The organism is Variovorax sp. ISS6 (assembly GCF_056523145.1).
On record NZ_JAWRZC010000002.1, the window covers coordinates 678,952 to 702,670 of the forward strand.

The following is a 23,719-nucleotide window of genomic DNA, read 5'->3' on the forward strand; positions in this document are numbered from 1 at the left end:
GCAGTCAGCGGAAATGGCAGGCCACCCATTGGCCCGCCGTCTTTTGTTCGAGCACCGGCTCCTCCTCGGCGCAGCGCGCCTGCGCCATCGGGCAGCGCGTGTGAAAGCGGCAGCCCGAGGGCGGCGCGGCCGGGTTGGGCGGATCGCCCTTGAGCAGCCGGCGCTGCGTGCGCACGCGCGGGTCGGGCACGGGCACCGCCGACAGCAGGATCTCGGTGTAGGGATGCAGCGGCGCGCGAAACAGCGTGTCGCGCCCGGCGATCTCGACGATCTTGCCGAGGTACATCACGGCCACGCGGTGGCTGATGTGGCGCACCACCGCGAGGTCGTGCGCGACGAACAGGTAGGCGATGCCGAACTCGGCCTGCAGGTCGGTCAGCAGGTTGATCACCTGCGCCTGCACCGACACGTCGAGCGCCGACACCGGCTCGTCGCAGACGATCAGCTTCGGGTTCAGCGCCAGGGCGCGCGCGATGCCCAGGCGCTGGCGCTGGCCGCCCGAGAACTCGTGCGGCAGCTTCTTCATGGCCTCGGGCCGCAGGCCGACCTTCGAGAACAGCCACGCCACGCGCTCGTTGCGCTGCGCGTCGTTCGACTCGCCGAAGTTGCGCAGCGGCTCCGCCACCAGCTCGCCGGCCGTCATGCGCGGATTGAGCGAGGCGTAGGGGTCCTGGAAGATGATCTGCATCTCGCGCCGCTGCTCGCGCATCGCGCCGGCGTCGAGCGAGAGCAGGTCGCGCCCATTGAGTTGCACCGTGCCCGAGGTCGGCTCGATCAGCCGCAGGATCGACTTGCCGGTGGTGGTCTTGCCGCAGCCCGACTCGCCGACCAGCGCCAGCGTCTCGCCCGCGGCCACCGAGAACGACACGCCGTCGACCGCGTAGACCTTCGAGGCCTTGCGCCGCGAGATCCACGAGCCCGGCGACTGGTAGTGCTTGCGCAGGTCGCGCACCTCGAGCAAGGGCGTGCCCGCCTCGGTTGTCGCGTTCTTGCTCATGCGCCGGCCTCCTGCATCAGGACGGCCTGGGCCGTCGGTACTTCGGTCGTGCGCACCAGCTCCTCGACATGGAAACAGGCCGACAGGTGCGACGCGCCCGCGCCGTGTTCCTCGAGCGGCGGCACCTCGTTGCGGCAGCGCTCGCTCGCGAAGCCGCAGCGCGGCGCGAAGGCGCAGCCGCGCACCGCCTCGTGCGGCGAGGGTACGATGCCGGGGATCTCGGTCAGCCGCGCGCTGTGCGTGTTCATCGAGGGCATCGAGGCCATCAGCGCGCGCGTGTAGGGATGCAGCGGCCGCTCGAACAGATCGAGCACGTCGGCCTCCTCCACCTTGCGCCCGGCATACATCACGACCACGCGGTCGCAGCACTCGGCCACCACGCCGAGGTCGTGCGTGATCATCACGATGCCCATGCCGAGCTCGCGCTGCAGGCCGCGCAGCAGCTCGAGGATCTGGGCCTGGATCGTCACGTCGAGCGCGGTGGTCGGCTCGTCGGCGATCAGCAGCTCGGGATGGCAGGCCAGGGCCAGCGCGATCATCACGCGCTGGCGCATGCCGCCCGAGAGCTGGTGCGGATACTCGTTCACGCGCCGCTGCGGCTCGGGGATCTGCACCAGCCGCAGCATCTCGGTGGCGCGCGCCAGCGCCTCGCGGCGGCCCACCTGCTGGTGCAGCATCACGGTCTCGGCGATCTGCCGGCCCACGGTCAGCACCGGGTTCAGCGAGGTCATCGGCTCCTGGAAGATCATCGAGATGCGGTTGCCGCGGATGCGGCGCATCTCGGCCTCGCTGAGCTTCAAGAGGTCGGTGCCGCGGTAGCGGATGGCGCCGCCGGCGAAGCGCCCGGGCGGGGTCTGGATCAGCCGCATCACGGACAGCGCCGTCACGCTCTTGCCGCAGCCCGACTCGCCGACCACGCCGACCGTCTGGCCGGCCTCGACGCGGTAGGAGACGCCGTGGACCGAGCGCACCTCGCCGGCCAGGGTGTCGAAGTAGGTGTGCAGGCCGTCGATCTCGAGCAGCGGCGCATCGCCCGCGCGGTGCGCCGCGCCCTTGGCGGCCAGGGGGGTGTCGTTCATGGACATGTCCTCAGAGCTGGCGCGCCACGTGCGGGTCGAGCGCATCGCGCAGGCCGTCGCCCAGCAGGTTGATCGCCAGCACCGTGAGCCCGAGCAGCAGGCCCGGGAACACGATGGGATAGAACACGATCGCGATCAGGTTGCGGCCTTCCGAGATCATGTTGCCCCAGCTCGGCACCTGCGGCGGCACGCCGACGCCGAGGAAGGACAGCGCGGCCTCGGCCAGCACGGCCGACGCGGCGATGAAGGTGGCTTGCACCAGCAGCGGCGCCAGGATGTTGGGCAGCACGTGCCGCCACAGGATGGTGCGCAGCCGCGTGCCCAGCGCATGCGCGGCCTCCACGTAGAGCCGCTCGCGCAGCGACAGCGAGAGCGCGCGCACCAGCCGCACCATGCGCGGCACCTCGGGCACGGTGATGGCGACGATCACCGTCGTCAGGCTGGCCTTGGTGAGCGCCATCAGCGCGATCGCCAGCAGGATGCCGGGGATCGCCATCAGGCCGTCCATCACGCGCATGATCGGCCCGTCGGTCCAGCGCACGAAGCCCGCCAGCAGGCCGAGCAGCACGCCCAGCAGCGTGGCCAGCAGCGCCACCGAGGCGCCGGTCACGAGCGAGACGCGCGCGCCCCAGACGGCGCGGCTGAAGGTGTCGCGCCCGAGCGCGTCGGTGCCGAAGTAATGCTCGGCCGAGGGCGCCTTCATGCGCGCGATCGGGTTGATGGCCTGCGGATCGTGGGTCGCGATCCACGGCGCGCCCAGCGCGGCCGTGACCACCACCAGCAGGATCAGCACGCCGAGGATCAGCGTGTAGTGCTTGCGCAGCAGCCGCAGCGCCGGCGAGGGAGGGCGCCGCGCGGCGCCGGGGTTCAGGATGGCTTCGGTCATTCGCGGGGCCTCAATAGCGGATGCGCGGGTCGAACAGGCTGTAGCTCAGGTCGACCAGCAGGTTGATCAGCACATAGGCCGCCGCCGACAGCAGCAGCAGGCTCTGGATCACCGGGTAGTCATGGTGCTGCACCGCGTCGACCACCAGGCTGCCGAGTCCCGGAATCGAGAACACGGTCTCGGTGACCACCACGCCGCCCAGCAGCAGCGCGATGCCCACGCCGATGGTGGTGACGATCGGGATCGCCGCGTTGCGCAGCGCATGGCCCAGCACCGGCAGCACGCCCAGGCCCTTGGCCCGCGCGGTGCGGATGTAGTCCTCGTGCAGCACCTCGAGCATCGACGCTCGCGTCATGCGCGTGAGCAGCGCGGTGTAGAGCAGCCCGAGGTTCAGGCACGGCAGCACCAGGTGCTTGAGCCAGGGCAGCACGCCCTCGGCGATGCCGCGGTAGCCCTGCACCGGCAGCCACTGCAGCTTGAGCGCGAAGGTGTAGACCAGCAGGTAGCCGGTGAGGAACACCGGCATCGAGAACGCGCACACCGCGAAAACCATCACCAGCCGGTCGATCCAGCTGCCGGCGCGGTAGGCCGCGAGCACGCCCAGCGGGATCGACAGCAGCACCGCCACGAGGATGGTGAAGAAGGCGATCGACAGCGTGGCGCCGATGCGCTGGCCCAGCAGTTGCGACACCGGCATCTGGTTGAACAGCGAGACGCCGAAGTCGCCGCGCACCACGTTGCCGACCCAGACCACGAACTGGTGCCACAGCGGCTGGTCCAGCCCCAGGGCGGCGCGCGTCTGTGCGATCTGCTCGGGCGTGGCGAAGTCGCCGACGATCAGCAACACCGGATCGCCGGGGGCGAGGTGGATCAGCAGGAACACGATCACCGACACCACCAGCATCACCGGCACCGTGGCGAGCACGCGCCGGATCACATATTCCATGCCGCGGTCCCCTTACTTCTCGACGTTCCACATGATCGGGATGCCCATGCCGAACAGCTCGGTGCCCTTCACGTCCTTGCGCGCCGCGAAGGTGGCCGGGTACTGGCCGTAGGGGATGTAGGGCGGCGCTTCATAGAAGCGGCGCTGCAGGTTGTCCACCAGCTGCTTGCGCTTGGCGGCATCGCCCTCGCGGATCCAGGCGTCGCGCAGTTCGTCGATCTTCGCGTCGCAGGGCCAGCCCGGCACCACGCTGCCCTTGCACGACGAGAGCACCCAGCCGTTGGTCAGCGGCGTGTCGACGTCCGCATTCTTCGAGGCCGTGAGGTAGAGGCTCCAGCCGCCCTGCGCCGGGCCTTCCTTCTTGTAGACGCGCGCCAGCACCGAGGACTGGTCCATCACCTGCACGTCGAGGTTCAGGCCGGCCTTCTTCAGGTACTGGATCCAGATCAGCGCGGCCATCGACTGCGTGCCGTCGGTGGGCTGCAGGAACACGATCTTCTCGCCCTTGTAGCCGGCCTCCTTGAGCAGCGCCTTGGCCTTCTCGAAGTCCTGCTTCCTGAAGGCTTCCGCGCCCGCGGCGGTCTCGTTGGGCGCGCCGCACATGAACACCGCCGGGCAGTAGAAGGACTTGCCGGGCTCGGGCGTGAAGCCCATGCCCGCGAGGATCTCCTCCTGGTTCACCAGGTGCAGCAGCGCCGCGCGCGCCTTCGGGTTGTTGAACGGCGGTGCCAGCGTGTTGGCCACCATGAACGGCTGCCAGATGCCGGTCTGCGCGAGACGCACGTTGGCGTCGGTGCGCAGCGCGGCCTGGTAGTCGGGCGGCACCACGTTGACGATGTCGACCTCGCCGTTCTTCAGCGCCGAGGTGGAGGTGTTGGCATCGGGCATGTAGCGCCACTCGACGCGGTCGAGCTTCACGCGCTTGCCGCCGGCCAGGCCATCGGCCGGCTCGCTGCGCGGCACGTAGTTGGGATTGCGCACGAACACCATGCGGTTGCCCGGGATCCATTCGTCGCGCTTGAAGATGAACGGGCCCGAGCCGATGGGTTCGGGGATCGGCGCGTCGGGGAAGGCCTTGGCCTGCTTCTCGGGCACGATGAACAGCGTCTTGGCCGCGAGGATCAGCGGCACCTGACCCATGCCCTCCTTGAGCTGCAGCGAGAAGGTCTTGTCGTCGACCACCTTCCACTCCGCGCCCGAGTCGGCCAGCAGCAGGCCCATGGTCGCGCGCTTGGCCCAGCGCTGCAGCGTGGCCACCACGTCGGCCGATGTCACGGCGCTGCCATCGGAGAACTTCAGGCTCGGGCGCAGCGTGAAGGTCCAGGCCTTGTTGTCGGGCGACTGCGTGAAGCGCTCGAGCATCTGCGGCTTGGGCTCGCCCTTGCTGTCGCGCGAGAACAGCGTGTCGAAGGCCATGTAGCCGTAGTCGCGCGTCACGTAGGTGTTGCTGAACAGCGGGTCGACCACCTTGAGGTCGTTGTTGATCGCCATGCGCAGGGTCTTGGCCGGCGCGGGTGCGTTCTGCGCGCACACGCCAGTCGCGGCCGCGCCCATCGCGCATGCCACCGCCCAGCCGGCGAGCCGTGCGTACAGGGGAGGGGAATTCTTCATGAGCCGGGTTCCTTTCAGGGTTTCGAGGGTTCGTGGAAAAACGCTGGAAATCTCTCGATATGAAATTTGATACACGATATATCATGTGTCAAACGAAGACAATCCGGGCATCTCCCATGCAAGAGCTGTGCGCGCTTTCTCTTTTTTGCGCCGACCTTGCGGTAGGCGCGGTGCCAGCGGCGCTCGCGCGCCGCGGCCTCAGGCCGGCGTGAGCCGCGCGTGCGAAGCGGCTTCGGCCGCGACGGTGCGCCAGTCGTAGTGCATCGGCACCGTTTCCGCGCGCCGCCAGGTGGCGCTCTGGTCGGCGTAGTGCGCATCGCGCGGATCGCCGGCCGCGCCGTGGAACACGATCCAGCGGCAGGCCTCCCACTGCCCCACGTCGAACACGTAGCGCGCCAGCGAGGCGTAGTGCGCGTGCGGGCCCAGGTGCGGCAGGTAGCCGGTGGTGAAGACGGTTTCGTTGTCGCCGCCGATCGCGCCCATGTCGCGCGTCGCCACCAAGGGCTCGGCGGGGAATACCGGCGCCAGCGGATGGCGCAGCTCGAGCCGGTGCCGCTCGCCCCATGCCGCCAGCGGCAGGCGCGCGACCTCGGCCAGGGCCTCGGTCAGCACCTCGTCCCAGCTCGCGCCGCCGAGCAGCGCGCGATCGTCGGCACGCAGCAACTGCGGCACGCACCAGCCGAGCTGGTAGTCGATCGCGAGACCGGGCGGCACGGTGCGCTGCCGGCTCACATCGAGCGCGGCGAGCCCGCTGCGCCGCGCCACCGCGCGCGCCAGCGCCATGCGCAGCGACACATAGGCATCGGCTTCCTGCGAATCGGCCTCGAGGCGCGCGTCCCAGGCCACGAGGCGGTCGCGCAATGCACGCGATGGGGCATCGGCCAGCGTCAACGGTGCGAGCCGCGCACAGATTTCGCGCGCCGGCAGGCTCAGCGTGTCGCGGTGCACGGCCTCCATGCCCGCGACATCGGCCGATTCCATCGCCACCAGCAGCTGCCAGATGCGCTGCGCGCGGTGCGGCGGATGGCAGTCGGTGCAGAGATAGTCGTCATGGCGCTCGACCACGCGGTTGTTGGCGGTGACGATGAGGCCCGCTGCGGGATCGATCTGGCGCGGCATGCGCTCCCAGTCGATCCAGCCCTTCCAGGCATGGCGATCGAGCCAGCCCGGCACCGGCAGCCAGCCGTTGGCGGCCGCGCGCCGCGGCACCTTGGCGCGCACGTGGTGGCCGATGTGGCCCTGCGTGTCGCCGGCCACCAGGTTGTGGTCGACCAGGCCCCAGCCGCGCACCGACTCGAACAGTGCATCGACGCTGCGCGCCTCCATCATCGGGCGCATGCAGTCGAGCGAGCGGTCGGCCTCCACGTCGGCCGAATGGCGCAGCACCAGCGCGCTGCCGCTCTTCGCGTCGCCGGCCACCACCGGGCCGCGCGCGGTCACGAGGATCTCGCAGTCCACGTCGGCCTGGCCGCGCACGCGGATGCGTTCCACGCGGCGCTCGACCTCGGCCCATTGCGCATCGCCGCCGCCGGGCGCGTCGCTGCGCAGGTAGCGCCGGCCTTCGTCCTCGAAGCGCTCGAGGTAGACGTCGGCCGTGTCGACGAAGGCCACCGTCACGCACCACGCCACGTCGGGGTTGTGCGCGAAGTGCGGAAAGCCCGGCACGCCCGGCGAGGTCAGGCCGATCACGTCGAAGGCATCGCAGGCGAGGTGGCACTGCAGGTACATGTTGGGCATGTCGAGCACACGGTGCGGATCGCCCGCCACCAGCGGCCGGCCGCTGCGCGTGCGGCTGCCGTGCACCGCCCAGTTGTTGCTGCCGCCGCCGGCCGCCTCGGTGTCGGCCTCGCCGATGAAGGTCGAGATGGCATCGGCCAGCTCGGCCATGTCGGGCGACAGCCGCCCGGCCAGCGAACCCGGCGGCAGGCAGACCAGTTCCTCGCCGCCGTCGTCCATGCGCAGGCGATCGATCGCCTCGGCGCCGATCACCGGCAGCGCGATGGCGCGCCACAGCTTCGGATAGACGGAGTTCAGCAGCAGCCCGGTCTGGCGCAGCACCGCGATGCTGTGCCACTCCTCCCAGGGCTCGGGCGTCTCGCCGAGCAGCGCGTACTCGGGCGACAGCTCGCCCTTCGCAATGAAGGCATTCACGCCCGCGGTGTAGGCCGCGAGCATGGCGCGCGCGGGGGCGCCGAGCGCGGCGAGGTCGCGGCGGCTGCAGTCGGCCAGGCCGAGCCGGCGCACCAGCATGTCCATCGGCACGGCGGCCGGGCCGATCCATTCGGCATAGCGGCCGATCGCGCGGCGGCGCAGCGCATCCATCTGCCACAGGCGGTCGCTCGCATGCACATGGCCGAGCGCGAAAAAGGCGTCGTCGGCGTTGGCGGCGCGCAGGTGCGGAATGCCCCAGGCATCGCGCCACAGGTCCACCGGGGCGTGCAGTCCCTTCAGCGGGTGGGTCGTGTTCATCGGGTGGTGCTCCTTGTCTCGTTCGTTCTGTGCGTGTGCGGGAGCCCGCCCCTCAATCCATGCGCAGCGCGGGCGGCGCCATCCGCAGGAAGGGACTGAGGCTTTCGTAGAGATGCGTGAGCTGCAGCACCGACAGGTCGTCGCGCGGACGGCCGATGATCTGCATGCCCATCGGCAGGCCGCGCGCATCGAAGCCCACGGGCAGGCTGATGACCGGGCAGCCCGACAGCGTGCCGGGCGTGACCACCTCCATCCAGCGGTGGTAGCTGCTCATGGCACGACCCGCGATCTCGCGCGGCCAGTGCTCCCCGATCGCGAAGGGAAAGACCTGCGCGGTCGGCAGCGCGAGGAAGTCGTGCCGCTCGAACAGGCCCAGCAGGCAGTCGTACCAGGCGGTGCGGTCGAGCGCGGCGCGGTAGAGGTCGTCGGCCGAGAGCCGGCGGTACTGCTCGATCTCCCATTGCAACTCGGGCTTCTGCAGTGCGCGCGAGGCCGGCACGTCGTAGTGCGCGCCATGCTTGCCGCCGATGATGAACTGGCGCAGCACGGTGAAGGCGTGCCAGACGCGCTCCCAGTCGAAGTCGGTGCGCACCGGCTCGACCCGCAGGCCCGCATCGCCGAAGCGCGCGAGGGCCGCTTCGCACAGCGCGAGGATGCCGGGCTCGAACGGCAGGTGGCCGCCGAGGTCGCCGAGCCAGCCGATGCGCGCGCCGGCGAAATCGCGCTCGAGGCGGTCGTGCCAGTCGGGCACCGCGCCGTCGAGCGACAGCGGCGCGCGCGCATCGTAGCCCGACTGCACCGACAGCAGCAGCGCGAGGTCGTCGGCGCTGCGGCCCATCGGGCCTTCCGTGGTCAGTTGCCCGGCGAAGGCATCGCCGCGCGGCCAGAACGGCACCCGCCCCTGTGAGGGCCGCAGCCCCAGCACGTTGTTGAAGGCCGCCGGGTTGCGCAGCGAGCCGCCCATGTCGGCGCCGTCGGCCACCGGCAGCATGCGCAGCGCGAGCGCCACCGCCGTGCCGCCGCTGGAGCCGCCGGCGCTGAAGCGCGGGTCCCAGGCATTGCCCGTGGCGCCGAACACCGGGTTGTAGGTGTGCGAGCCCAGGCCGAACTCGGGCACGTTGGTCTTGCCGATGAAGATCGCGCCGGCCGCGCGCATGCGCTCGACCATGATCGCGTCGGCCGCCGGCAGGTGGTCGGCGAACAGCGGCGAACCGAAGGTGGAGCGCATGCCGCGCACCGGCGCCGTGTCCTTGATCGCCTGCGGCAGGCCGTGCAGCGCGCCCAGCGCGTCGCCACGCGCCACCGCCGCATCGGCCGCGTCGGCCTCGGCCAGCACCTGCTCGCGCTCGACGCGCGAGACGATCGCGTTGAAGCGCGGGTTGAGCGCATCGACCTGTTGCAGGAAGGCGCTCACCACCTCGCGCGACGACAGCGCGCGGCGCCGGATCAGCGCCGCCAGCTCGCGCGCGGGCAGCCGGCAGAGCTCGGGCACCAGCACGGCGTCGGTCATCGCGTCTTCTCGCCCGAAGCCAATGCCTCGCGCACCGCGTCGGCGATGCCCTGCGCCGTGAGGCCGTGGCGTTCGAACAGCCAGGGCATCGAGGCGCCCTGCGCGAAACGGTCGCGCACGCCCAGGCGCACCAGCCGCGTGCCGGCACCGGCCTCGGCCAGCACCTCGGCCACGGCCGAGCCCAGGCCGCCGACGATGGAATGGTTCTCCACCGTCACGATCAGGCGCCGGCGCGCGAGCTGCCGCTGGATGAAGGCCTCGTCGAAAGGCTTGAGCGTGTGCGCGTTGGCCACGCCGACCGCGATGCCCTGCGCGCGCAGCGCGCGTGCCGCCGCCTTCGCGGGCTCGACCATCAGGCCGCTCGCGACGATCAGGGCCTCGCCATCGCCGTCGTCCAGCGGCTGGATGCGGCCGAGCTCGAGCGGCTCCCAGGGCGTGCCCTCGGGCAGGGCCGCGGACGCGCGCAGCAACCGCAGGTACACCGGTCCCTTGTGGTCGGCCGCGGCACGTACCGCGGCCGGCACCTGCGCCGGGCCCGAGGGTTCGATCACCGTCATGTTCGGCAGTGCCCGCATCAGCGCGATGTCGTCGATCGCCTGATGGCTCACGCCGAGGATGGTCGACAGGCCCGGCAGGAAGCCGACGATCTTGACATCGGTGCGCGGATAGGCGACCTGCATCGCGATCTGGTCGAAGGGCCGGCGCGTGGCGAACACGCAGAAGGTGTGGACCCAGGCCTGCAGCCCGCTGCGCGCGAGGCCGCCGGCCACGCCCACCATGTTGGCCTCGGCGATGCCGGGGTTCAGGAAGCGCTCGGGGAAGGTGTCGCGGAAGATGTCGGTCTCGGTCGATGAGGTGAGGTCGGCCGAGAGCGCGACGATGTTCCGGCGTTCGCGCGCAAGTGCGAGCAGCGCCTCGCCGTAGTAGCGCGGCACCGAAGATGCACCCGCCGACTGCGCGGCCGACATCGCGGTGTGGGCACCGCCCTGCGTGAAGTCTTCGACCTCGAGCGTGCGCGCCGGCGCCTTGATGTTCGCGTTCATGCCATTTCTCCCAGTTCGCGCAGCGCCGCGTCGGCCACCTCGGCCGGCAGCTTCGCGTTGTGGCTGATCACGCCCTCGAGCAGGCTCACGCCCTTTCCGGGCACCGTGGTGGCGACGATCATGGTCGGCCGCGCGCTCTGCCCGCGCGCGGCCGCGAAGGCCGCGAGCAGCGCCTCGAGGTCGTGGCCGTCGAGCTCGATCACCTGCCAGTTGAAGGCGCGGAACTTGTCGGCGATGGGCGAGAGGCGCAACACGCTGTCGGTGTGGCCCTCGACCTGCATCCAGTTGAGGTCGAGCACCACGCAGAGGTTGTGCAGGCCCTCGGAGCCCGCGAGCATCGCGGCCTCCCAGACCTGGCCCTCCTCGAGCTCGCCGTCGCCGAGCACCACGTTCACGCGGTAGTCGATGCCGCGGATGCGCGAGGCCAGCGCCATGCCAGCGGCCACCGACATGCCCTGGCCCAGCGAGCCGAAGGTGCCTTCGACCACGGGGCCGAGCCGCTCCGAGACGTTGATCTCGAGCGCCGAGCCGTCCTTCACGTAGTCGTCGAGCGAGGCCGAGGGGATCATGCCGCGCAGCGCGAGCGCCGCATGGAACAGCGCGGAGTTGTGCGCGGTCGAGAGGATGCAGCGGTCGCGCTCCTCCCAGCGTGCATCGGCGGGGTCGATGCGTGCCTCGTGGAAATAGAGGCTCGCGAAGATCTCGGCGGCGCCCAGGCCCTGCTGCACATAGCCCTGGCCATGGCGGCGCACGAGCTCGATGACCTGGCGGCGCAAGGTGTGCGCCACGCGCCGGAGTTCCGGCACGGGCAGCGCGAGGCGGTCGCGGCGTTGCCAGTCGGGAGGGAATGCCGTGGGGTGCAGGGCGCTGCCGGGGTCCGTCATGTAGTGCTTTTCTTTCTGCTGGAAGGGGGTGGCTGGTTGCGCAGCGCGAGCAGTTCCTCGGCGCGCGCGGGATTGGCGTCGATTTCCTTCAGCACGCGCACGAAGTCGCGGCCGCCTTCGATCAGGTCGTCCTCGATGGCCTTGCGCACCATCGCCGTGTCGCGCTGCTGCAGGCCGCGCAGCACGTTCACGTGCTGATGCTCGGCGTCGTAGGTCGGATGGCCGTGCGGGTAGAGGAAATTCAGCATCGGACCGACCTGCACCCAGATGCGGTCCAGCAGCTCGGTGAGCTGCGGCATGCCGGAATGGCGGTAGATGCCGAAATGGAAGTCGAAGTTGTGCTGGAGCGCGGCGCGGTAGTCCTTGGTCTTCTCCGCGCGTACCAGCAGGCGATGGCTCTCGGTCAGCTGCTTGATCGTGGCGTTGTCGAGCAATGGCACGGCTCGCTCGGCGGCCAGCGGCTCGAGCGCGAAGCGGATGTCGCGCAGCTCGAGGTACTCGGCCAGCGAGAGCTGGCGCACGCGGATAAAGTAGCCCTCCTTCATCTCGAGCGCGCGGTCGCGCACCAGCTGGATCAGGGCCTCGCGCACCGGCGTCTCGCTGGTGCCCATGGTCTTGGCCAAGTCGCGGATCTTCAGGCGCTGGCCCGGCTGGAAGGTGGCCGACATCAGCTGCTCGCGCAGGTGCTCGTAGATCTGGCTCGCGAGGTTGGTGCGTTCGACCACGTTGATGACGGGGGTTGCCATGGCTTCTCTCTCCTTGAGTGCGGGTGCGTGAATCGCGCGGCTATTGTGGCGTTCGCGTTTCGGGGACTCGCACGTGGGAGCGGCTCAGCGGTGGCCGAAGCGTTGGGCGACGGCGGCGAAGGCCGCGTCGGTGGCCTGCAGGGCCATGTCGATGTCTTGCACGGTATGTGCCAGCGACAGGAACATGTTGTGCTTCGGGTGCAGGTAGACGCCGCGGCGCAACGCCTCGACCGTGAACACGGCCCCCTTGTCGAAGCCCGGGTCTTCGTCGAACAGGATCAGCGGCAACGCGGCCGGACCCGTCTGGCGCACCGGCACCCCATGGCTCGCGGACTGCGCGGCGATGCCGTCACGGAAACGCTGGCCCATGGCCTGCACATGGCCCACCACGTCCTGCGCATCGGCCACTTCGATCGTTGCCAGGCCCGCGGCCATCGCCACGCCGCCCGACCAGAACGAGCCCGTGGTGTAGATGCGCGTGGCCGCTTCGCGCAGCGCATCGACGCCGGTCACGGCAGCAAGCGCATAGCCATTGGCGATCGACTTGCTCCAGGCGCTGAGGTCGGGCCGCACGCCCACCGCCTCCCAGCTGCCGCCTGCGTGCACGCGGAAACCCGCGCGCACCTCGTCGAGGATCAGCGCGGCACCGGCCTGGTCGCACAGCGCGCGGGCACGGCGTGCGAACTCGGGCGTGGGCAGCTCCTGGTCGATGCCCAGGTCGTGCTTGAAGGCCGCGCAGACGATGGCCGCCAGATCGGAACCCGCCTGGGCCGCGGCAGCCTCGAGGCTCGCGATGTCGTTGTAGGTGTAGTGGATCAGGTGCGCGCGGTCCTCGGGCGTGATGCCCTGCGGGATCGGCGTGCACCAGGGATCGGCGCCGTGATAGGCCTTGGTCGCGACCAGCACCTTGCGCTTGCCGGTGGCCGCGCGCGCCACCATCAGGCAGACGGTGGTGGCATCGGTGCCGTTCTTCTGGAACAGCACCCAGTCGGCATGGGCGCTGCGCGCGACGAAGCGTTCGGCCAGCTCGACGAAGCGCGCCGTGGGACCGTCGAGGCAGTCGCCCAGCGCCTGTTGCCTGCGGGCCGCCTCATCGACCACCGGATGGTGATGACCCAGCAGGTTCGGGCCCCAGCTGCACATGAAGTCGATGTATTCGTTGCCGTCGACGTCCCAGACGCGGCAGCCCTGGCCGCGCTCGAAGAACTGCGGATAGCCCGCGGGCAGGCCCGCGGCATTCAAGTGCCCCGTCATGCCGCCGGGCACGACCTTGGCGGCGCGTTGCCGAAGCTGGAGATCGTGCTGGTTCGACAAGGGGGACGAGGCGGCGGGAGACACGGACGGCATGCGGGATCCTTGGCTGCTTTTTCGAAGTTTGACACATGATATATCATGTTTGATGTAGTACAAACCCCGGATTCGCAGCCCCGCTCAACGCCCTGGGCCGGCGCGCCCTCCCCTCGCGCCCGGCTCAGAAGGCGTGCCGCACGCCCATCACGTAGCCGGTCGAGGTCGCGGGCACATAGCCCGCGGTCGCCGTGAACGCGGGCGCCCCGCCGACGATCAACGCAGCTCCGTTGCGATTGCGCACCCGCGCCGCCGTGACATACAGCGCCGTGCGCTTCGAGAGGTTGTGCACATAGCCGATCGCGAGCTTCGACGCCGAGGGGTCGGCCGCGGGGAACGCCGCGTTCAGGTCGTAGCGCACCCGCGCATAGGACGCGCGGAACAGGCCCGGCCCGATCGGCACCTGCACGCCGAGCAGATAGCCCGAAAGCTCCGTGTCCGGCACCGCGCCCACGGCTGGCGGCTGCGCGTATCTGCGCACGCGCTCCACGCGCGAGAGCTCCGCCGTGAGCTTGGCCACCTCGAAGTCGTAGGCCACGCCGAGATTGGCCGTGCGCACGCTGTCCGTGGTTCCCGCATAGAAGCTGTCGGCCACGGTGTTGGTGCTGTAGGCCAGGGCGATGTCGAGCGGGCCGCTCGCATAGCCGAAGCGCCCGCCGAGATAGCGGCCGGCACGCACCGCCGGCACCGCGCCGGCGTTGAGCCGGCCGGAAGGCCCGATGCCCGGCGGCGTGCTGTCGCCCGGCGTGTAGCGCGTGTTCTCGTGAAAGCCGTACATCAGCTGCCCATAGAAGCCGCCGAGATCCTTCGGCAGGAAATAGCCCACCGAATTGCCGACGCGCGCGTAGTTGCCGTTGGCACCGAAGCCCGGCTCGCTCGTGCTGGCCGCGAGCAGCAGGTTCGTTCCCGGCCCGACCTGGCCGAAGGGGTCCATCACCGAGTCGTTCCAGAAGGTGGGCGTGTAGTCGCGGCCCAGGCGGATCTCGCCGAAGCCGCCCGACAGGCTGACGGTGGAGCGGCGCGAGAACGAGGCGATGCCGGTCTGGCCGTCGTCGTTCGAGATCGGTGCCTCGAGCCAGAAGCTCGCGGCCAGGCCGCCGCCGAGGTCTTCCGTGCCCCGAAAGCCGAAGCGGCTCGAGTTGTGGCCCGAGTTGATCATCGCCTTGCGGCGCAGGCCGATGGCGCCGCGCGCGGCCGCCGCGGGATCGCTGGCGAGCGTGCGCAAGGAAGGCTCGGCGCGGCTCGAGAACGTGCCGATGGCCGTGTCGACCACGCCGAACATGAGGATCGACGACTGCGCCGAAGCGGCGGAAGCGGCGCAGGCCGCAGCGACTGCCGCGGTCGCGGCAAGGCTTGGTTTCATGGGTTGTCTCCAGTGGTTCTTGTCTGCCTGCTCGCACCGCCGGTGCGAGGGCCACTGGAATTTAGAAAGAAGGGCGGCGGCGCGGTTTAGCTTCGAGGGCGGACGCCCTTCGCCGCTGGAGAAAGCCTCAGCCGGGCGGGCGCGCGGCCGCCTCGATGCAGTGCGCGAGAAAGGACTGCGCGGCTCCCGACAAGCCGTCGTCGCCCGAACGGATGCCGATCAGCAGCTGGCGCCGCGCCCAATCGTCCTCGAGCGCCACCAGCTCGACAGGCGTGGCCGACACGTAGTGCCGCACGATCAGGTAGGGACTCACGCCGATGCCCAGGCCCTCGGCCACCATGCGGCACAGCGCATCGCAACCGCGCACGTTGATGCGCACCTTCAGCTTGCCGCCGCTCGCCGCCATCAGGTGCTGCGCGATCGAGCTGCTCGGCGACAGGCCGATGAAGTCCTCGTCCAGCGTGTCGGCGAAGCGCACGCTGGGGCGCGCGGCCAGCGGGTGGCCCTTGGGCACCACCAGGCACAGCCGATCGGTGTGGTACGGATAGGTGGCGATCGCATCGTTGCCGCTGGGCCCGATGAAGATGCCCATGTCCACGCGTCCGTCGAGCACGGCGTCGACGATCTGCTCGCTCGTCCATTCCGACAGGTCGATGGCGATGTTCGGATGCAGGTCGCCGAAGCGCTTGAGCTCGCCCGGCAGGAATTGCGTGACCGCCGAACCCGTCGCCGCCACGCGCACCAGCCCCTTCGCGCCGAGCGCGTACTGGCTCAGGTCCATGTGCATGCGATCGACGCCGAACAGGATCTGCCTGGCGTGCTGCAGCAAGGCGCGCCCCGCGGGCGTGAGCGTCATGCCGCGCGCATGGCGATGGAAGAACTGGCTGCCCGTCGAGCTCTCGAGATCGCTGATGCGCTTGCTGACCGCCGCCACCGCGATATTGCTTTTCTCCGCGGCCGCCGAAAGGCTGCCGGCCTCGGCGACGGCGGCGAAGAGCCGGAGGGTGGTGAACTCGAGTTGCTTCATGGCGGCCGCCTCGTCGGCTGGGTGAAGGGGTCGCCGATGGCGCATTGCAACCGACGGCTGCCGGCCCTTCGGCGCCGGCGGCGCATCAATTCTCGGGCTTCAGGCCGATGCGGCGCGACAAGTCCGCATAGCGCGCGATGTCGCGCGCGATCAGCTTCCCGGCCTCCGCCGGCGAACTCGCCACCACCTGGCTGCCCTGCTCCTCGATGAAGCGGGAGACCTCCTTCGACTTCAGCACCCGGACGATCTCCGCGTTGAGCCGCTCGAGCGCCGGCGCCGGAATGCCGGCCGGCGCGATCATCGCCTGCCAGCCGCCGAGATCGAAACCGGGCAAGCCGGCCTCGGCCATCGGCGGAACCTCGGGCATCAGCGCCAGGCGCCTCGGCGTGGTGAGCGCCAGCGCGCGCAGGCTGCCCTGCCTGACCAGCGGCATCGCGACGCCCGCCGCAATGAAGCCGGCATCGAGCTGCCCGCCGACGAGGTCGGTGGTGAAGTTGTTGTTGCCCTTGTAGGGCACGTGCAGCAGCTTCACGTCGGCCGACGTCGCCATCAGCTCGCCCGCGAGGTGGCCGACGGTGCCCACGCCCGCGCTGCCGAAGCTCAGCGACTTCTCGGCCGGCCGCGACTTCGCGAGCGCGATGAAATCCGCCAGCGTGCGGGCCGGCAGCGCGGGGTGCGTGACCAGCACCATCGGCCCCGTCACCAGCAGCGACACCGGGACGATGTCCCTGGCGGGGTCGTAGGGCAGCCGATAGAGGCTGGGACCGATCGCATAGTTGTTCGCCACCATGCCGATGGTGTAGCCGTCGCGCGGCGCGCGCAGCATCTGGCTGATGCCGATCAGCCCGCCCGAGCCGGGCACGTTCTCGACCACGATCGACTGCCCGAGCGCGGCACCGAGTCCGACCGAGAGCTGGCGCGCCATGTTGTCGACCGAGGAGCCCGGCGCATTCGGCAGGATCAGCCGGATCGGCTTCGTCGGATAGCCCTGCGCCCAGGCGAAGGGAGCGGGCAGGAACGCGGCGGCACCGATGGCCAGCGCGCGGCGGCGCCGCGGGTTGAAAGGGATGGTCGTCGTTGGCATGTCTTGTCTCCGGCAGGCCGCATCGAGTACGGCCCCTTGTCGTTGTTCGTGATGCAGGTCGACGCGCGGCTCAGTCGCGCGTCAGCGATTCCTGCACGAGATGGGCCCACTGCGCGCCGTGCAGGTCGCGGTCCTCGAGCGACCCCTGCACCACCGGCCTCGGCAGGCTGATCTTGATGACGTTGAGCGCCTCGATGCGAAACACCTTCACGCTGGCGGCATCGCCGCGCAGCAGCCGGGCGATCTCGTCGGACCGCAGCCGCGGCTCGTCGCACAGCGCCTGGAAGGCCCGGGCATCGTGACAGAAGATGTCGATGGTGAGCCAGAACGGCCCGGCATTCTTGGAGCGCACGTCGTAGCTGGAAGGATCGGGGCGGGTCACTGCGGTTCTCCGAAGGTGGCGTAGTCGAAACGGAACGGCGACAGCGGATCGGACACCGTCATCACGTGGTTGAGCACGAACTCGTACACCACGCCCCGGTTCATCGAGGCGGGCGACAGCGGGAAGCAGTGCGTGGGCAGTTCCTCGTCGTCCGGCAGCGGGAAGTGCAGCATCGGCGAGTTGAGGATCGCCAGCAGTTCCCGGGTGCGCTCCTGCGTGGGCGAGGTGACGATCGCCATCACCCCGATCTCGGCCGGGCTGCCCGGGAGCGATTCCAGCGCACCGAGCGTCGCGTCGCGGCCGATGGCGCGGAACTGCAGATGGTAGTCGCCGCTCTCCAGCTTGAGCTGCAGCGCGATCAGTTCGCGCGAGCGCCGCTCGAGATTCCCGATCCATTCGTCGAAGCGGTCCTTGTAGCGCGACGCGCGCAGCAGGCACATGATCAGCGCCTGATGTCCGGCCGGCGCGGCGCCCTCGAGCTTGACGGTGTAGGCATCGGCCGGCGTCCAGGTCGAGCCCTCGACACGCACGCGCTGGTCGTCGATCGATTCGTAGCGGGCCCGCTCGACCTCGAGCGTGCCGCCCGGCTCGACCAGCACGTGCGGGTTCGAGTTCTCGTAGAGCATGTGCGCCAGCACGGTCCGCGGCGTGGCGCGCGCGCCCTCGGCCAGGGCCTGCACGGTGAAGCCGGTCTGGTCGATGGTCGCCATCACGGCGCCGGCCATCGGCTTGGTGGTGCAGTGCGCGCCGCACTCCAGGATCTTGCCCGCATGCCAGGCGGCCCCGGCATGGACGCCGCGCATCAGCGGCACGGCCGCCATCAGCGCTGTGTCCGTCGCTCGCCCGGCGAGCACGATGTCCACGCCCTGCCCGAGCGCATGGATGATCGGCTCCACGCCCATGGCCGCGACGATATGCGAGCAGCGTTCGATCAGCGCGTCGTCGATCGGCAGCAGTGGCTGCAGACCGGAGATGCGGCCCTGCGCGAGCGCCGTCTTCACCGCCGCGGCCGATTGCTCGCTGTAGATGCAGGCCACGCGCACGGTCTGCCCGAGCTCGATCGCGATCTCGCGGCACAGATCGCGCATGAGGTTCACGCCCGCATCGGAGCCGCAGGTACCGCAACTGCCCACGATGAGCGGAATGCCGAGCTCGGCACGCGCGACCATCAGTTGCCGCAGCTCGTAGCGCAACGCGCCCACCGAGCACTTGGCCTGGCCCGATCCCAGGTAGTGCGGACCGGAGTCGGTGGAGCCGCCGTCCACGGCGATCACGTCGGGACGCTCGCGCATGCCGCGCTCGAAGGGCTGCTGCGATCGCGCGCCGGCGCCGATCGAGCCCGAGGGGACCAGGACTTTCACGCTTGTCTGCATCGTTCTTCTTTCATCGGGAGAGGTTGGGAGAGCGGCCATCGGCCAGAAGACATTCGGCGGCGGGCGTCTGACCATCGAGGACCTGCACCACGCAGCGCGCCGCGATCAGGTTCGTGCGTGCGAGGCTCTCGGCCGTCGACGCCCCCGCATGCGGCGTGGCGACCACCTGCGGCAGCCGCAGCAGCGCGTGCGTCACCGCCTGCAAGCCGGGATCGGCCTCGCTTTCGAACACGTCGAGCCCGGCGCCGCCGAGCCGCCCCTCCTCGAGCGCGGCCAGCAGCGCGGCATCGTCGACCAGGCCGCCACGCGCGGTGTTGACCAGGATGGCGCCGCGCTTCATGCGCGTGAGCGCCGCGGCGTCGATCAAGCTGTGGGTCGCCGGCGTCAGCGGCGCGTGCAGGCTGACGATGTCGGCGCAGGCCAGCAGTTCGTCGAGGCTGGCGAAGCGCGCGCCCTGCTCGGCGGCGAAGGCTTCGTCGCGCTCGGGCGTGGCGATCAGCACCCGGGCCTCGAAGCCGCGCAGGCGCCTCACCACGCCGCGGCCGATGCGCCCGAGCCCCACCACACCGACGGTCTTGCGGTAGAGCTCGGTGGCCAGCGGAATAGACCAGTCGCCGACGACGAGTTGTGCCCGCGCTTCGTGCAGGCGGCGGCCCACCGCCAGCATCAGCGCGATCGCATGGTCGGCCACCGCGGCGTCGTTGCCACCCGCTGCGATGGTCGCCACCTTGCCGTGGCGGCGCACCGCATCCTGGTCCACCCGCTCGTGCCCCACGCCGCGCCGCGCGATGACCCGCAGCGCGGGCAGCGCACGCAGCAACTCATCGTCGACGCGCGCATGGCCGACGATCCAGCCCTGCGCGCCCTCGAGATGGCGCCGCAGGACGTCGACGCCGAGATCCCCGTCGGCCACGCCAGCCGGAAGCTCGACCTCGCTCACCGTGCACCCGTGCTGTTCGAGAAAGGCGCGGGCCTGCGCATCGAAGAAGCGCTGCGTGACGACCACGCGCCGCGCCGACAAGAGCGTGCTCATGGCGCGGCAGCCTCCTCGGCCACGGCGCCCCGGCTCGCCGCCACTTCGGGCGCGGCACCGAGCTCGATGACCAGGTTGAAGTGCCGGTCGATGGAGAACACGCAATCGGGACCGAAGCTGCAGCTCGATTCGCGCTCCTCGACCACGGCCGGCCCCTGGAAACGGTCGCCGGGCTTGAGCGCATAGCGGTCATAGACCCGCGCCGGCAGGTCGCCGAATTCGGCGAAATTTACCACCCGCACGCCACGCAGCGGATCGCTTTGCACCGGTGCATGCGCGAGGCTGATGTCCTGCGCGGGCAGGCTCGCCGACAGGCGCCAGTTGATCGCCTCGATGCCGACGTCGCGCACCGTGCGGTCGAACCGCGCCGCGTAGGTGGCCACGAAAGCATCGCGGATCGCGCCGCGATCGGCCGCGCCCAGGGGGCCGCGCGGAATGTCCACGGTGATCTCGAAGCCCTGGCCCAGGTAGCGCATGTCCACCGACCAGCGCAGCGAGATCTGGCCCGCGTCGCCGCCGGCCCCCAGCAGCAGCGCGCTGGCCGAGGCCTCCATCTCGGCATAGATGCGGTTGACGTGGTCCCAGTCGACCTGCTCCAGGCTGGTCACGTAGCCACGCACCTCGTCGACCGCAGGTGCCGCCACCAGGAACCCGAGCGCCGAGATCACGCCGGCCCCCATCGGCACGATGATCCTGCGCATCTTCAGCAGCCGGGCGAGCGCATAGGCGTGGACCGGACCGGCGCCACCGAAGGCGAACAGCGTGTAGGCGCGCGGGTCCTTGCCCTTCTCGGCCAGGTGCATGCGCGTGGCCGCGGCCATGCTCTCGTCGACGATGCTGCGGATCCCGCGCGCCGCCTCCTCGCTGCCGATGCCCAGCGGGCCGGCCAGCTTCTCGCTCACGGCCGAGCGGACCTTGTCGATCGACAGCGCCATCTCGCCGCCGAGGAAGAACGCGGGGTCGAGGCAACCGAGCAGCAGGTCGGCGTCGGTCACCGTCGGCTCGGTGCCGCCGCGGTTGTAGCAGACCGGCCCTGGCACGGAGCTCGCGCTGCGCGGGCCGACCTTCATCAGGCCCACCGCGTCCACCGCGGCGATCGAGCCGCCGCCCGAGCCGATCTCGATCATGTCGATGACCGTGACCTTCAGCGGCAGGCCCGAACCCTGCTTGAACTTGCGCAGGCGCCCGGCCTCGAAGTCGTGCTTCAGGTGCGGCTGCCCCTGCTCGATGAGGCACATCTTGGCGGTGGTCCCGCCGACGTCGAACGACACCATGCGCGGCTCGCCGGCGGTGCGCGCCACGAAGGCGGCCGCCATCGCGCCGGCCGCCGGGCCCGATTCGATCAGGCGCACCGGATAGCGCTTGGCCTCGTCGACCGTGGTGATGCCGCCGCCGGACAGCATGATCCGCAGGTCGCCCTCGAAGCCCAGCGCCGCCAGGTCGGCGCCGAGCCGGTCGAGGTAGCCGTGCACGCGCGGCTGCACGTAGGCATTGACGCAAGCGGTGGTGGTGCGCTCGAACTCGCGGATCTCCGGCGCGACCTCGGCCGACAGGCTCACCAGCAGGCCGGGGTACAGCCCGTGCACGATCTGCCGCGCGCGCCGCTCGTGCGCTGGATTGCGGTAGGCATGGAAGAAGGCGATCGCCAGGGCTTCGATGCGGTGTTCCTCCACCAGCGTGCGCACCGAACGCGCCACGCCCTCCTCGTCGAGCGGGGTGCGCTCGCTGCCGTCGGCGAGCAACCGGCCGCCCACGCCCAGGCGCAGCGAGCGGGGAACGATCAGCGGCGCCGGCTGCAGGAACAGGTCATCGACGTCGTAGCGGCTCTCCCGCCCCATCTCGAGCACATCGCGAAAGCCCTCGGTGGCCAGCAGCCCGACCTTGGCACCGGTGCGCTCGAGCACGGTGTTGGTGATCAGCGTCGTGCCGTGCACGATGCTGGCGATCTGGCCGGCCCGCGTGCCGGTTTCGGCCAGCAGCCGCTCGATGCCCTCGACGATGGCCTGGCTCGGTTGCGCCGGCGTGGTCAGCCGCTTGCCGGTGCGCGTGATGCCGCGTGCCTCGTCGTGCAGCACGAAGTCGGTGAAGGTGCCGCCGATGTCGACGCCGATGCGGGTGGTCCTTCTCATTGCACCGCTCCCTCGTCCTGCCCATAGCTGGCCAGGGCCGCCGCCGGCGACACGAAGCCGTCCGACACATCGCGGCGCAAGCGCGCCGGATCGCGCTCTAGCGGCGGACCGTAGCCTCCGCCGCCCGCGAACAGCAGCGTCACGCATTCGCCGGGCGGGAACTCGACCTTCGACTTCAGCGACAGTGCCTCGCCGTTCGAGAGCAAGGCGGCCGTGGGCGCGCCGGGCCGGCCGCCGAGGATGCCGAGCGCGGGATGGCGCTCGCGGTCGGCGAGCAGCGCCAGTTGCATGGGCCGCCCGGTGATGTTCTCGACCTCGCAACGCTGCCCCAGCCCACCACGGTGCCGGCCCGCGCCGCCGGAGTCGGTCCGGTATTCCTTGCGGCGCACCAGCACCGGCGCCACCGCTTCGAGCGCCTCGATGCTGCCGGCGCCCGAGTTGGTGGGGAAGGCCGTGGTCGACAGCCCGTCGCCCTGCGCCGACGCCCCCATGCCGCCGCTGGCGAACAGGATCTGCGCGAAGCGCGAGCCCGAGCCGGTGGCACCGCTGAAACGCACCCGCATCGCCGGCGTGCCGCCGCTGTCGGCCAGCACCTGGTCCGGGATCACGCGCGCCAGCGCCTGGTAGATCGCGCAGCACAGCATGTGGCCGGTGAGGTGGCGCGCCGCCACGGCCGCCGGATGACGCGCATTGAGGATGCTGCCCTCGGGCGCCTTGACCAGGATCGGCCGGTACGAACCCTCGTTCCTGCGCGTCGCGGGATCGAGCACGCACTTGATCGGATAGACCGAGTAGGCCTGCGTGTAGTTCATCGTGCAGTTGGTGCCGCGGTCCACCTGGGGCGAACTGCCTTCGTAGTCGACCGTCATGGAGTCGCCGCTGATGGTGATCGCGCAGCGGATGTGCGTGGGCCGGTGCGCGAAGCCGTCGGCATCGATGGCGGATTCGTAGCGGCCGTCCGGGATCGCGGCGATCGCCTTGCGCACCGCCATCTCCGAGCGCTCGTGCACCGCCTCCGAGAGGGCGTCGAGCGAGCGCAGCCCGGCGTCGGTCATGAAATCCACGGTGCGGCGGCGGCACACCTCGTTGGCCGTGACCTGCGCTTCGATGTCCCCGAGTACCTGCTCGGGCAGCCGCACGTTGTTGAGGAACAGCTTGAGCATGTCGTCGTTGCGCCGGCCGCCGCGGTAGAGGTGCATCGGCGGGATGCACACGCCCTCCTCGTAGAGCTCCTGCGCCCCGGCGCCCGGCTTGCCGCCGATGTCGGGCGAATGGGCCACCGATCCAGCGAAGCCGGCCAGCTCGCCCGCGAAGAAGATCGGCGTGACGATCGCGATGTCGGGCAGGTGGCCGGTCGCCAGCCAGGGGTTGTTGGTGATCAGGCAATCGCCCTCGCGCCAGCCGGACGCGGGGTAGGTTTCGAGCATCGCCCTGGTGGTGCGCGGCACGATGCCGGCGAAGGCGGGAATCCCGCCGGTGCTCTCGGCGATCGACTGGCCATGCCGGTTCATCAGCACCGTGGCGAAGTCGTTCGATTCGCGCACGATCGTCGAGAAAGCGGTGCGAAGCAGCGCGGTGGCCGCCTCGTCGGCGATGGCGACGAGCCGGCTCCACCAGATTTCGAGGGTGATCGGGTCGATGGTTTCTTTGTCTCGGGAAGGCATCTCTTTTTCCTGTTCGCGGCCATCGGCGTGGCCCGTGGCGCAACTTTAGGAACGCGAGCCAACGCGTGGTTTAGCTTCGAGGCGCGGAGCTTTCGCGGCGAGCGAAAGCGCGCTGCAACAGGCGTCGTGCCGGCGGCTACCGAAAA

Annotated in this window: 19 protein-coding genes; all 19 read right to left on the reverse strand. The window is 70.4% G+C overall.

All coding sequences use genetic code 11. From position 1 onward, the window contains the following. Nucleotides 1-4: 4 nt before the first annotated feature. The gene (locus AC1HIL_RS34745; protein ID WP_479668991.1) at nucleotides 5-997 is read right to left on the reverse strand and encodes an ABC transporter ATP-binding protein; all 993 of its coding nucleotides are present in this window, start codon (nucleotides 995-997) and stop codon (nucleotides 5-7) included. Continuing rightward, nucleotides 994-2,076 carry an ABC transporter ATP-binding protein gene (locus AC1HIL_RS34750; protein WP_479668990.1) on the reverse strand — a complete coding sequence of 361 codons (1,083 nt, stop codon included), beginning with the start codon at nucleotides 2,074-2,076 and terminating at the stop codon, nucleotides 994-996. Before AC1HIL_RS34750 ends, AC1HIL_RS34745 begins: the two co-directional genes overlap by 4 nt. Before the next feature lie 10 nt (nucleotides 2,077-2,086). After that, nucleotides 2,087-2,962 (reverse strand): ABC transporter permease, encoded by an 876-nt coding sequence (locus tag AC1HIL_RS34755; RefSeq protein ID WP_057597733.1) that lies wholly within the window; start codon nucleotides 2,960-2,962, stop codon nucleotides 2,087-2,089. Nucleotides 2,963-2,972: 10 nt separating this feature from the next. Continuing rightward, a complete protein-coding gene (locus AC1HIL_RS34760; protein ID WP_261217367.1) occupies nucleotides 2,973-3,908 on the reverse strand; it encodes an ABC transporter permease in 936 nt (311 codons plus the stop codon). Nucleotides 3,909-3,920: 12 nt separating this feature from the next. Then, nucleotides 3,921-5,519, reverse strand: coding sequence for an ABC transporter substrate-binding protein (locus AC1HIL_RS34765; protein ID WP_479668989.1), 1,599 nt, complete (start codon nucleotides 5,517-5,519; stop codon nucleotides 3,921-3,923). Nucleotides 5,520-5,717: 198 nt separating this feature from the next. Next, complete coding sequence (locus AC1HIL_RS34770) at nucleotides 5,718-7,988, reverse strand: penicillin acylase family protein (protein ID WP_479668988.1); 2,271 nt, start codon at nucleotides 7,986-7,988, stop codon at nucleotides 5,718-5,720. A 52-nt stretch (nucleotides 7,989-8,040) separates the two neighbouring features. Further along, nucleotides 8,041-9,498: an amidase gene (locus tag AC1HIL_RS34775; protein ID WP_479668987.1), complete on the reverse strand. Its 1,458-nt coding sequence runs from the start codon at nucleotides 9,496-9,498 to the stop codon at nucleotides 8,041-8,043. Further along, a complete protein-coding gene (locus AC1HIL_RS34780; RefSeq protein WP_093355893.1) occupies nucleotides 9,495-10,541 on the reverse strand; it encodes a transketolase family protein in 1,047 nt (348 codons plus the stop codon). The genes AC1HIL_RS34775 and AC1HIL_RS34780 overlap by 4 nt, the downstream gene beginning before the upstream one ends. Continuing rightward, the gene (locus tag AC1HIL_RS34785; protein ID WP_261217378.1) at nucleotides 10,538-11,425 is read right to left on the reverse strand and encodes a transketolase; all 888 of its coding nucleotides are present in this window, start codon (nucleotides 11,423-11,425) and stop codon (nucleotides 10,538-10,540) included. Before AC1HIL_RS34785 ends, AC1HIL_RS34780 begins: the two co-directional genes overlap by 4 nt. After that, nucleotides 11,422-12,171, reverse strand: coding sequence for a GntR family transcriptional regulator (locus AC1HIL_RS34790; protein WP_479668986.1), 750 nt, complete (start codon nucleotides 12,169-12,171; stop codon nucleotides 11,422-11,424). The genes AC1HIL_RS34785 and AC1HIL_RS34790 overlap by 4 nt, the downstream gene beginning before the upstream one ends. Nucleotides 12,172-12,255: 84 nt before the next feature. Then, nucleotides 12,256-13,518 carry an aminotransferase class III-fold pyridoxal phosphate-dependent enzyme gene (locus AC1HIL_RS34795; protein ID WP_479668985.1) on the reverse strand — a complete coding sequence of 421 codons (1,263 nt, stop codon included), beginning with the start codon at nucleotides 13,516-13,518 and terminating at the stop codon, nucleotides 12,256-12,258. A gap of 124 nt (nucleotides 13,519-13,642) precedes the next feature. Beyond that, the gene (locus AC1HIL_RS34800) at nucleotides 13,643-14,881 is read right to left on the reverse strand and encodes a porin (RefSeq protein ID WP_479668984.1); all 1,239 of its coding nucleotides are present in this window, start codon (nucleotides 14,879-14,881) and stop codon (nucleotides 13,643-13,645) included. Between the two features lie 127 nt (nucleotides 14,882-15,008). Beyond that, nucleotides 15,009-15,908: a LysR family transcriptional regulator gene (locus tag AC1HIL_RS34805; RefSeq protein WP_261216824.1), complete on the reverse strand. Its 900-nt coding sequence runs from the start codon at nucleotides 15,906-15,908 to the stop codon at nucleotides 15,009-15,011. Nucleotides 15,909-15,993: 85 nt separating this feature from the next. Continuing rightward, the gene (locus AC1HIL_RS34810) at nucleotides 15,994-16,992 is read right to left on the reverse strand and encodes a Bug family tripartite tricarboxylate transporter substrate binding protein (protein ID WP_479668983.1); all 999 of its coding nucleotides are present in this window, start codon (nucleotides 16,990-16,992) and stop codon (nucleotides 15,994-15,996) included. Between the two features lie 70 nt (nucleotides 16,993-17,062). Next, nucleotides 17,063-17,374, reverse strand: coding sequence for a DUF4387 family protein (locus tag AC1HIL_RS34815; protein ID WP_479668982.1), 312 nt, complete (start codon nucleotides 17,372-17,374; stop codon nucleotides 17,063-17,065). Beyond that, the gene (locus tag AC1HIL_RS34820) at nucleotides 17,371-18,735 is read right to left on the reverse strand and encodes an acyclic terpene utilization AtuA family protein (protein ID WP_479668981.1); all 1,365 of its coding nucleotides are present in this window, start codon (nucleotides 18,733-18,735) and stop codon (nucleotides 17,371-17,373) included. Before AC1HIL_RS34820 ends, AC1HIL_RS34815 begins: the two co-directional genes overlap by 4 nt. A gap of 22 nt (nucleotides 18,736-18,757) precedes the next feature. Further along, nucleotides 18,758-19,780, reverse strand: coding sequence for a phosphoglycerate dehydrogenase (locus AC1HIL_RS34825; protein ID WP_261216840.1), 1,023 nt, complete (start codon nucleotides 19,778-19,780; stop codon nucleotides 18,758-18,760). Then, a complete protein-coding gene (locus tag AC1HIL_RS34830) occupies nucleotides 19,777-21,909 on the reverse strand; it encodes a hydantoinase/oxoprolinase family protein (RefSeq protein ID WP_479668980.1) in 2,133 nt (710 codons plus the stop codon). The genes AC1HIL_RS34825 and AC1HIL_RS34830 overlap by 4 nt, the downstream gene beginning before the upstream one ends. Further along, nucleotides 21,906-23,573 carry a hydantoinase B/oxoprolinase family protein gene (locus tag AC1HIL_RS34835; RefSeq protein ID WP_479668979.1) on the reverse strand — a complete coding sequence of 556 codons (1,668 nt, stop codon included), beginning with the start codon at nucleotides 23,571-23,573 and terminating at the stop codon, nucleotides 21,906-21,908. Before AC1HIL_RS34835 ends, AC1HIL_RS34830 begins: the two co-directional genes overlap by 4 nt. Between the last annotated feature and the right edge of the window lie 146 nt (nucleotides 23,574-23,719).

Bases quoted from the DNA above. Each gene is read 5' to 3' on its own strand.
- AC1HIL_RS34775 (WP_479668987.1), bottom strand. From the start codon at position 9,498: ATGACCGACGCCGTGCTGGTGCCCGAGCTCTGCCGGCTGCCCGCGCGC.
- AC1HIL_RS34795 (WP_479668985.1), bottom strand. From the start codon at position 13,518: ATGCCGTCCGTGTCTCCCGCCGCCTCGTCCCCCTTGTCGAACCAGCAC.
- AC1HIL_RS34780 (WP_093355893.1), bottom strand. From the start codon at position 10,541: ATGAACGCGAACATCAAGGCGCCGGCGCGCACGCTCGAGGTCGAAGAC.
- AC1HIL_RS34805 (WP_261216824.1), bottom strand. From the start codon at position 15,908: ATGAAGCAACTCGAGTTCACCACCCTCCGGCTCTTCGCCGCCGTCGCC.
- AC1HIL_RS34765 (WP_479668989.1), bottom strand. From the start codon at position 5,519: ATGAAGAATTCCCCTCCCCTGTACGCACGGCTCGCCGGCTGGGCGGTG.
- AC1HIL_RS34745 (WP_479668991.1), bottom strand. From the start codon at position 997: ATGAGCAAGAACGCGACAACCGAGGCGGGCACGCCCTTGCTCGAGGTG.
- AC1HIL_RS34785 (WP_261217378.1), bottom strand. From the start codon at position 11,425: ATGACGGACCCCGGCAGCGCCCTGCACCCCACGGCATTCCCTCCCGAC.
- AC1HIL_RS34750 (WP_479668990.1), bottom strand. From the start codon at position 2,076: ATGAACGACACCCCCCTGGCCGCCAAGGGCGCGGCGCACCGCGCGGGC.
- AC1HIL_RS34825 (WP_261216840.1), bottom strand. From the start codon at position 19,780: ATGAGCACGCTCTTGTCGGCGCGGCGCGTGGTCGTCACGCAGCGCTTC.
- AC1HIL_RS34790 (WP_479668986.1), bottom strand. From the start codon at position 12,171: ATGGCAACCCCCGTCATCAACGTGGTCGAACGCACCAACCTCGCGAGC.
- AC1HIL_RS34755 (WP_057597733.1), bottom strand. From the start codon at position 2,962: ATGACCGAAGCCATCCTGAACCCCGGCGCCGCGCGGCGCCCTCCCTCG.
- AC1HIL_RS34770 (WP_479668988.1), bottom strand. From the start codon at position 7,988: ATGAACACGACCCACCCGCTGAAGGGACTGCACGCCCCGGTGGACCTG.
- AC1HIL_RS34810 (WP_479668983.1), bottom strand. From the start codon at position 16,992: ATGCCAACGACGACCATCCCTTTCAACCCGCGGCGCCGCCGCGCGCTG.
- AC1HIL_RS34830 (WP_479668980.1), bottom strand. From the start codon at position 21,909: ATGAGAAGGACCACCCGCATCGGCGTCGACATCGGCGGCACCTTCACC.
- AC1HIL_RS34835 (WP_479668979.1), bottom strand. From the start codon at position 23,573: ATGCCTTCCCGAGACAAAGAAACCATCGACCCGATCACCCTCGAAATC.
- AC1HIL_RS34800 (WP_479668984.1), bottom strand. From the start codon at position 14,881: ATGAAACCAAGCCTTGCCGCGACCGCGGCAGTCGCTGCGGCCTGCGCC.
- AC1HIL_RS34760 (WP_261217367.1), bottom strand. From the start codon at position 3,908: ATGGAATATGTGATCCGGCGCGTGCTCGCCACGGTGCCGGTGATGCTG.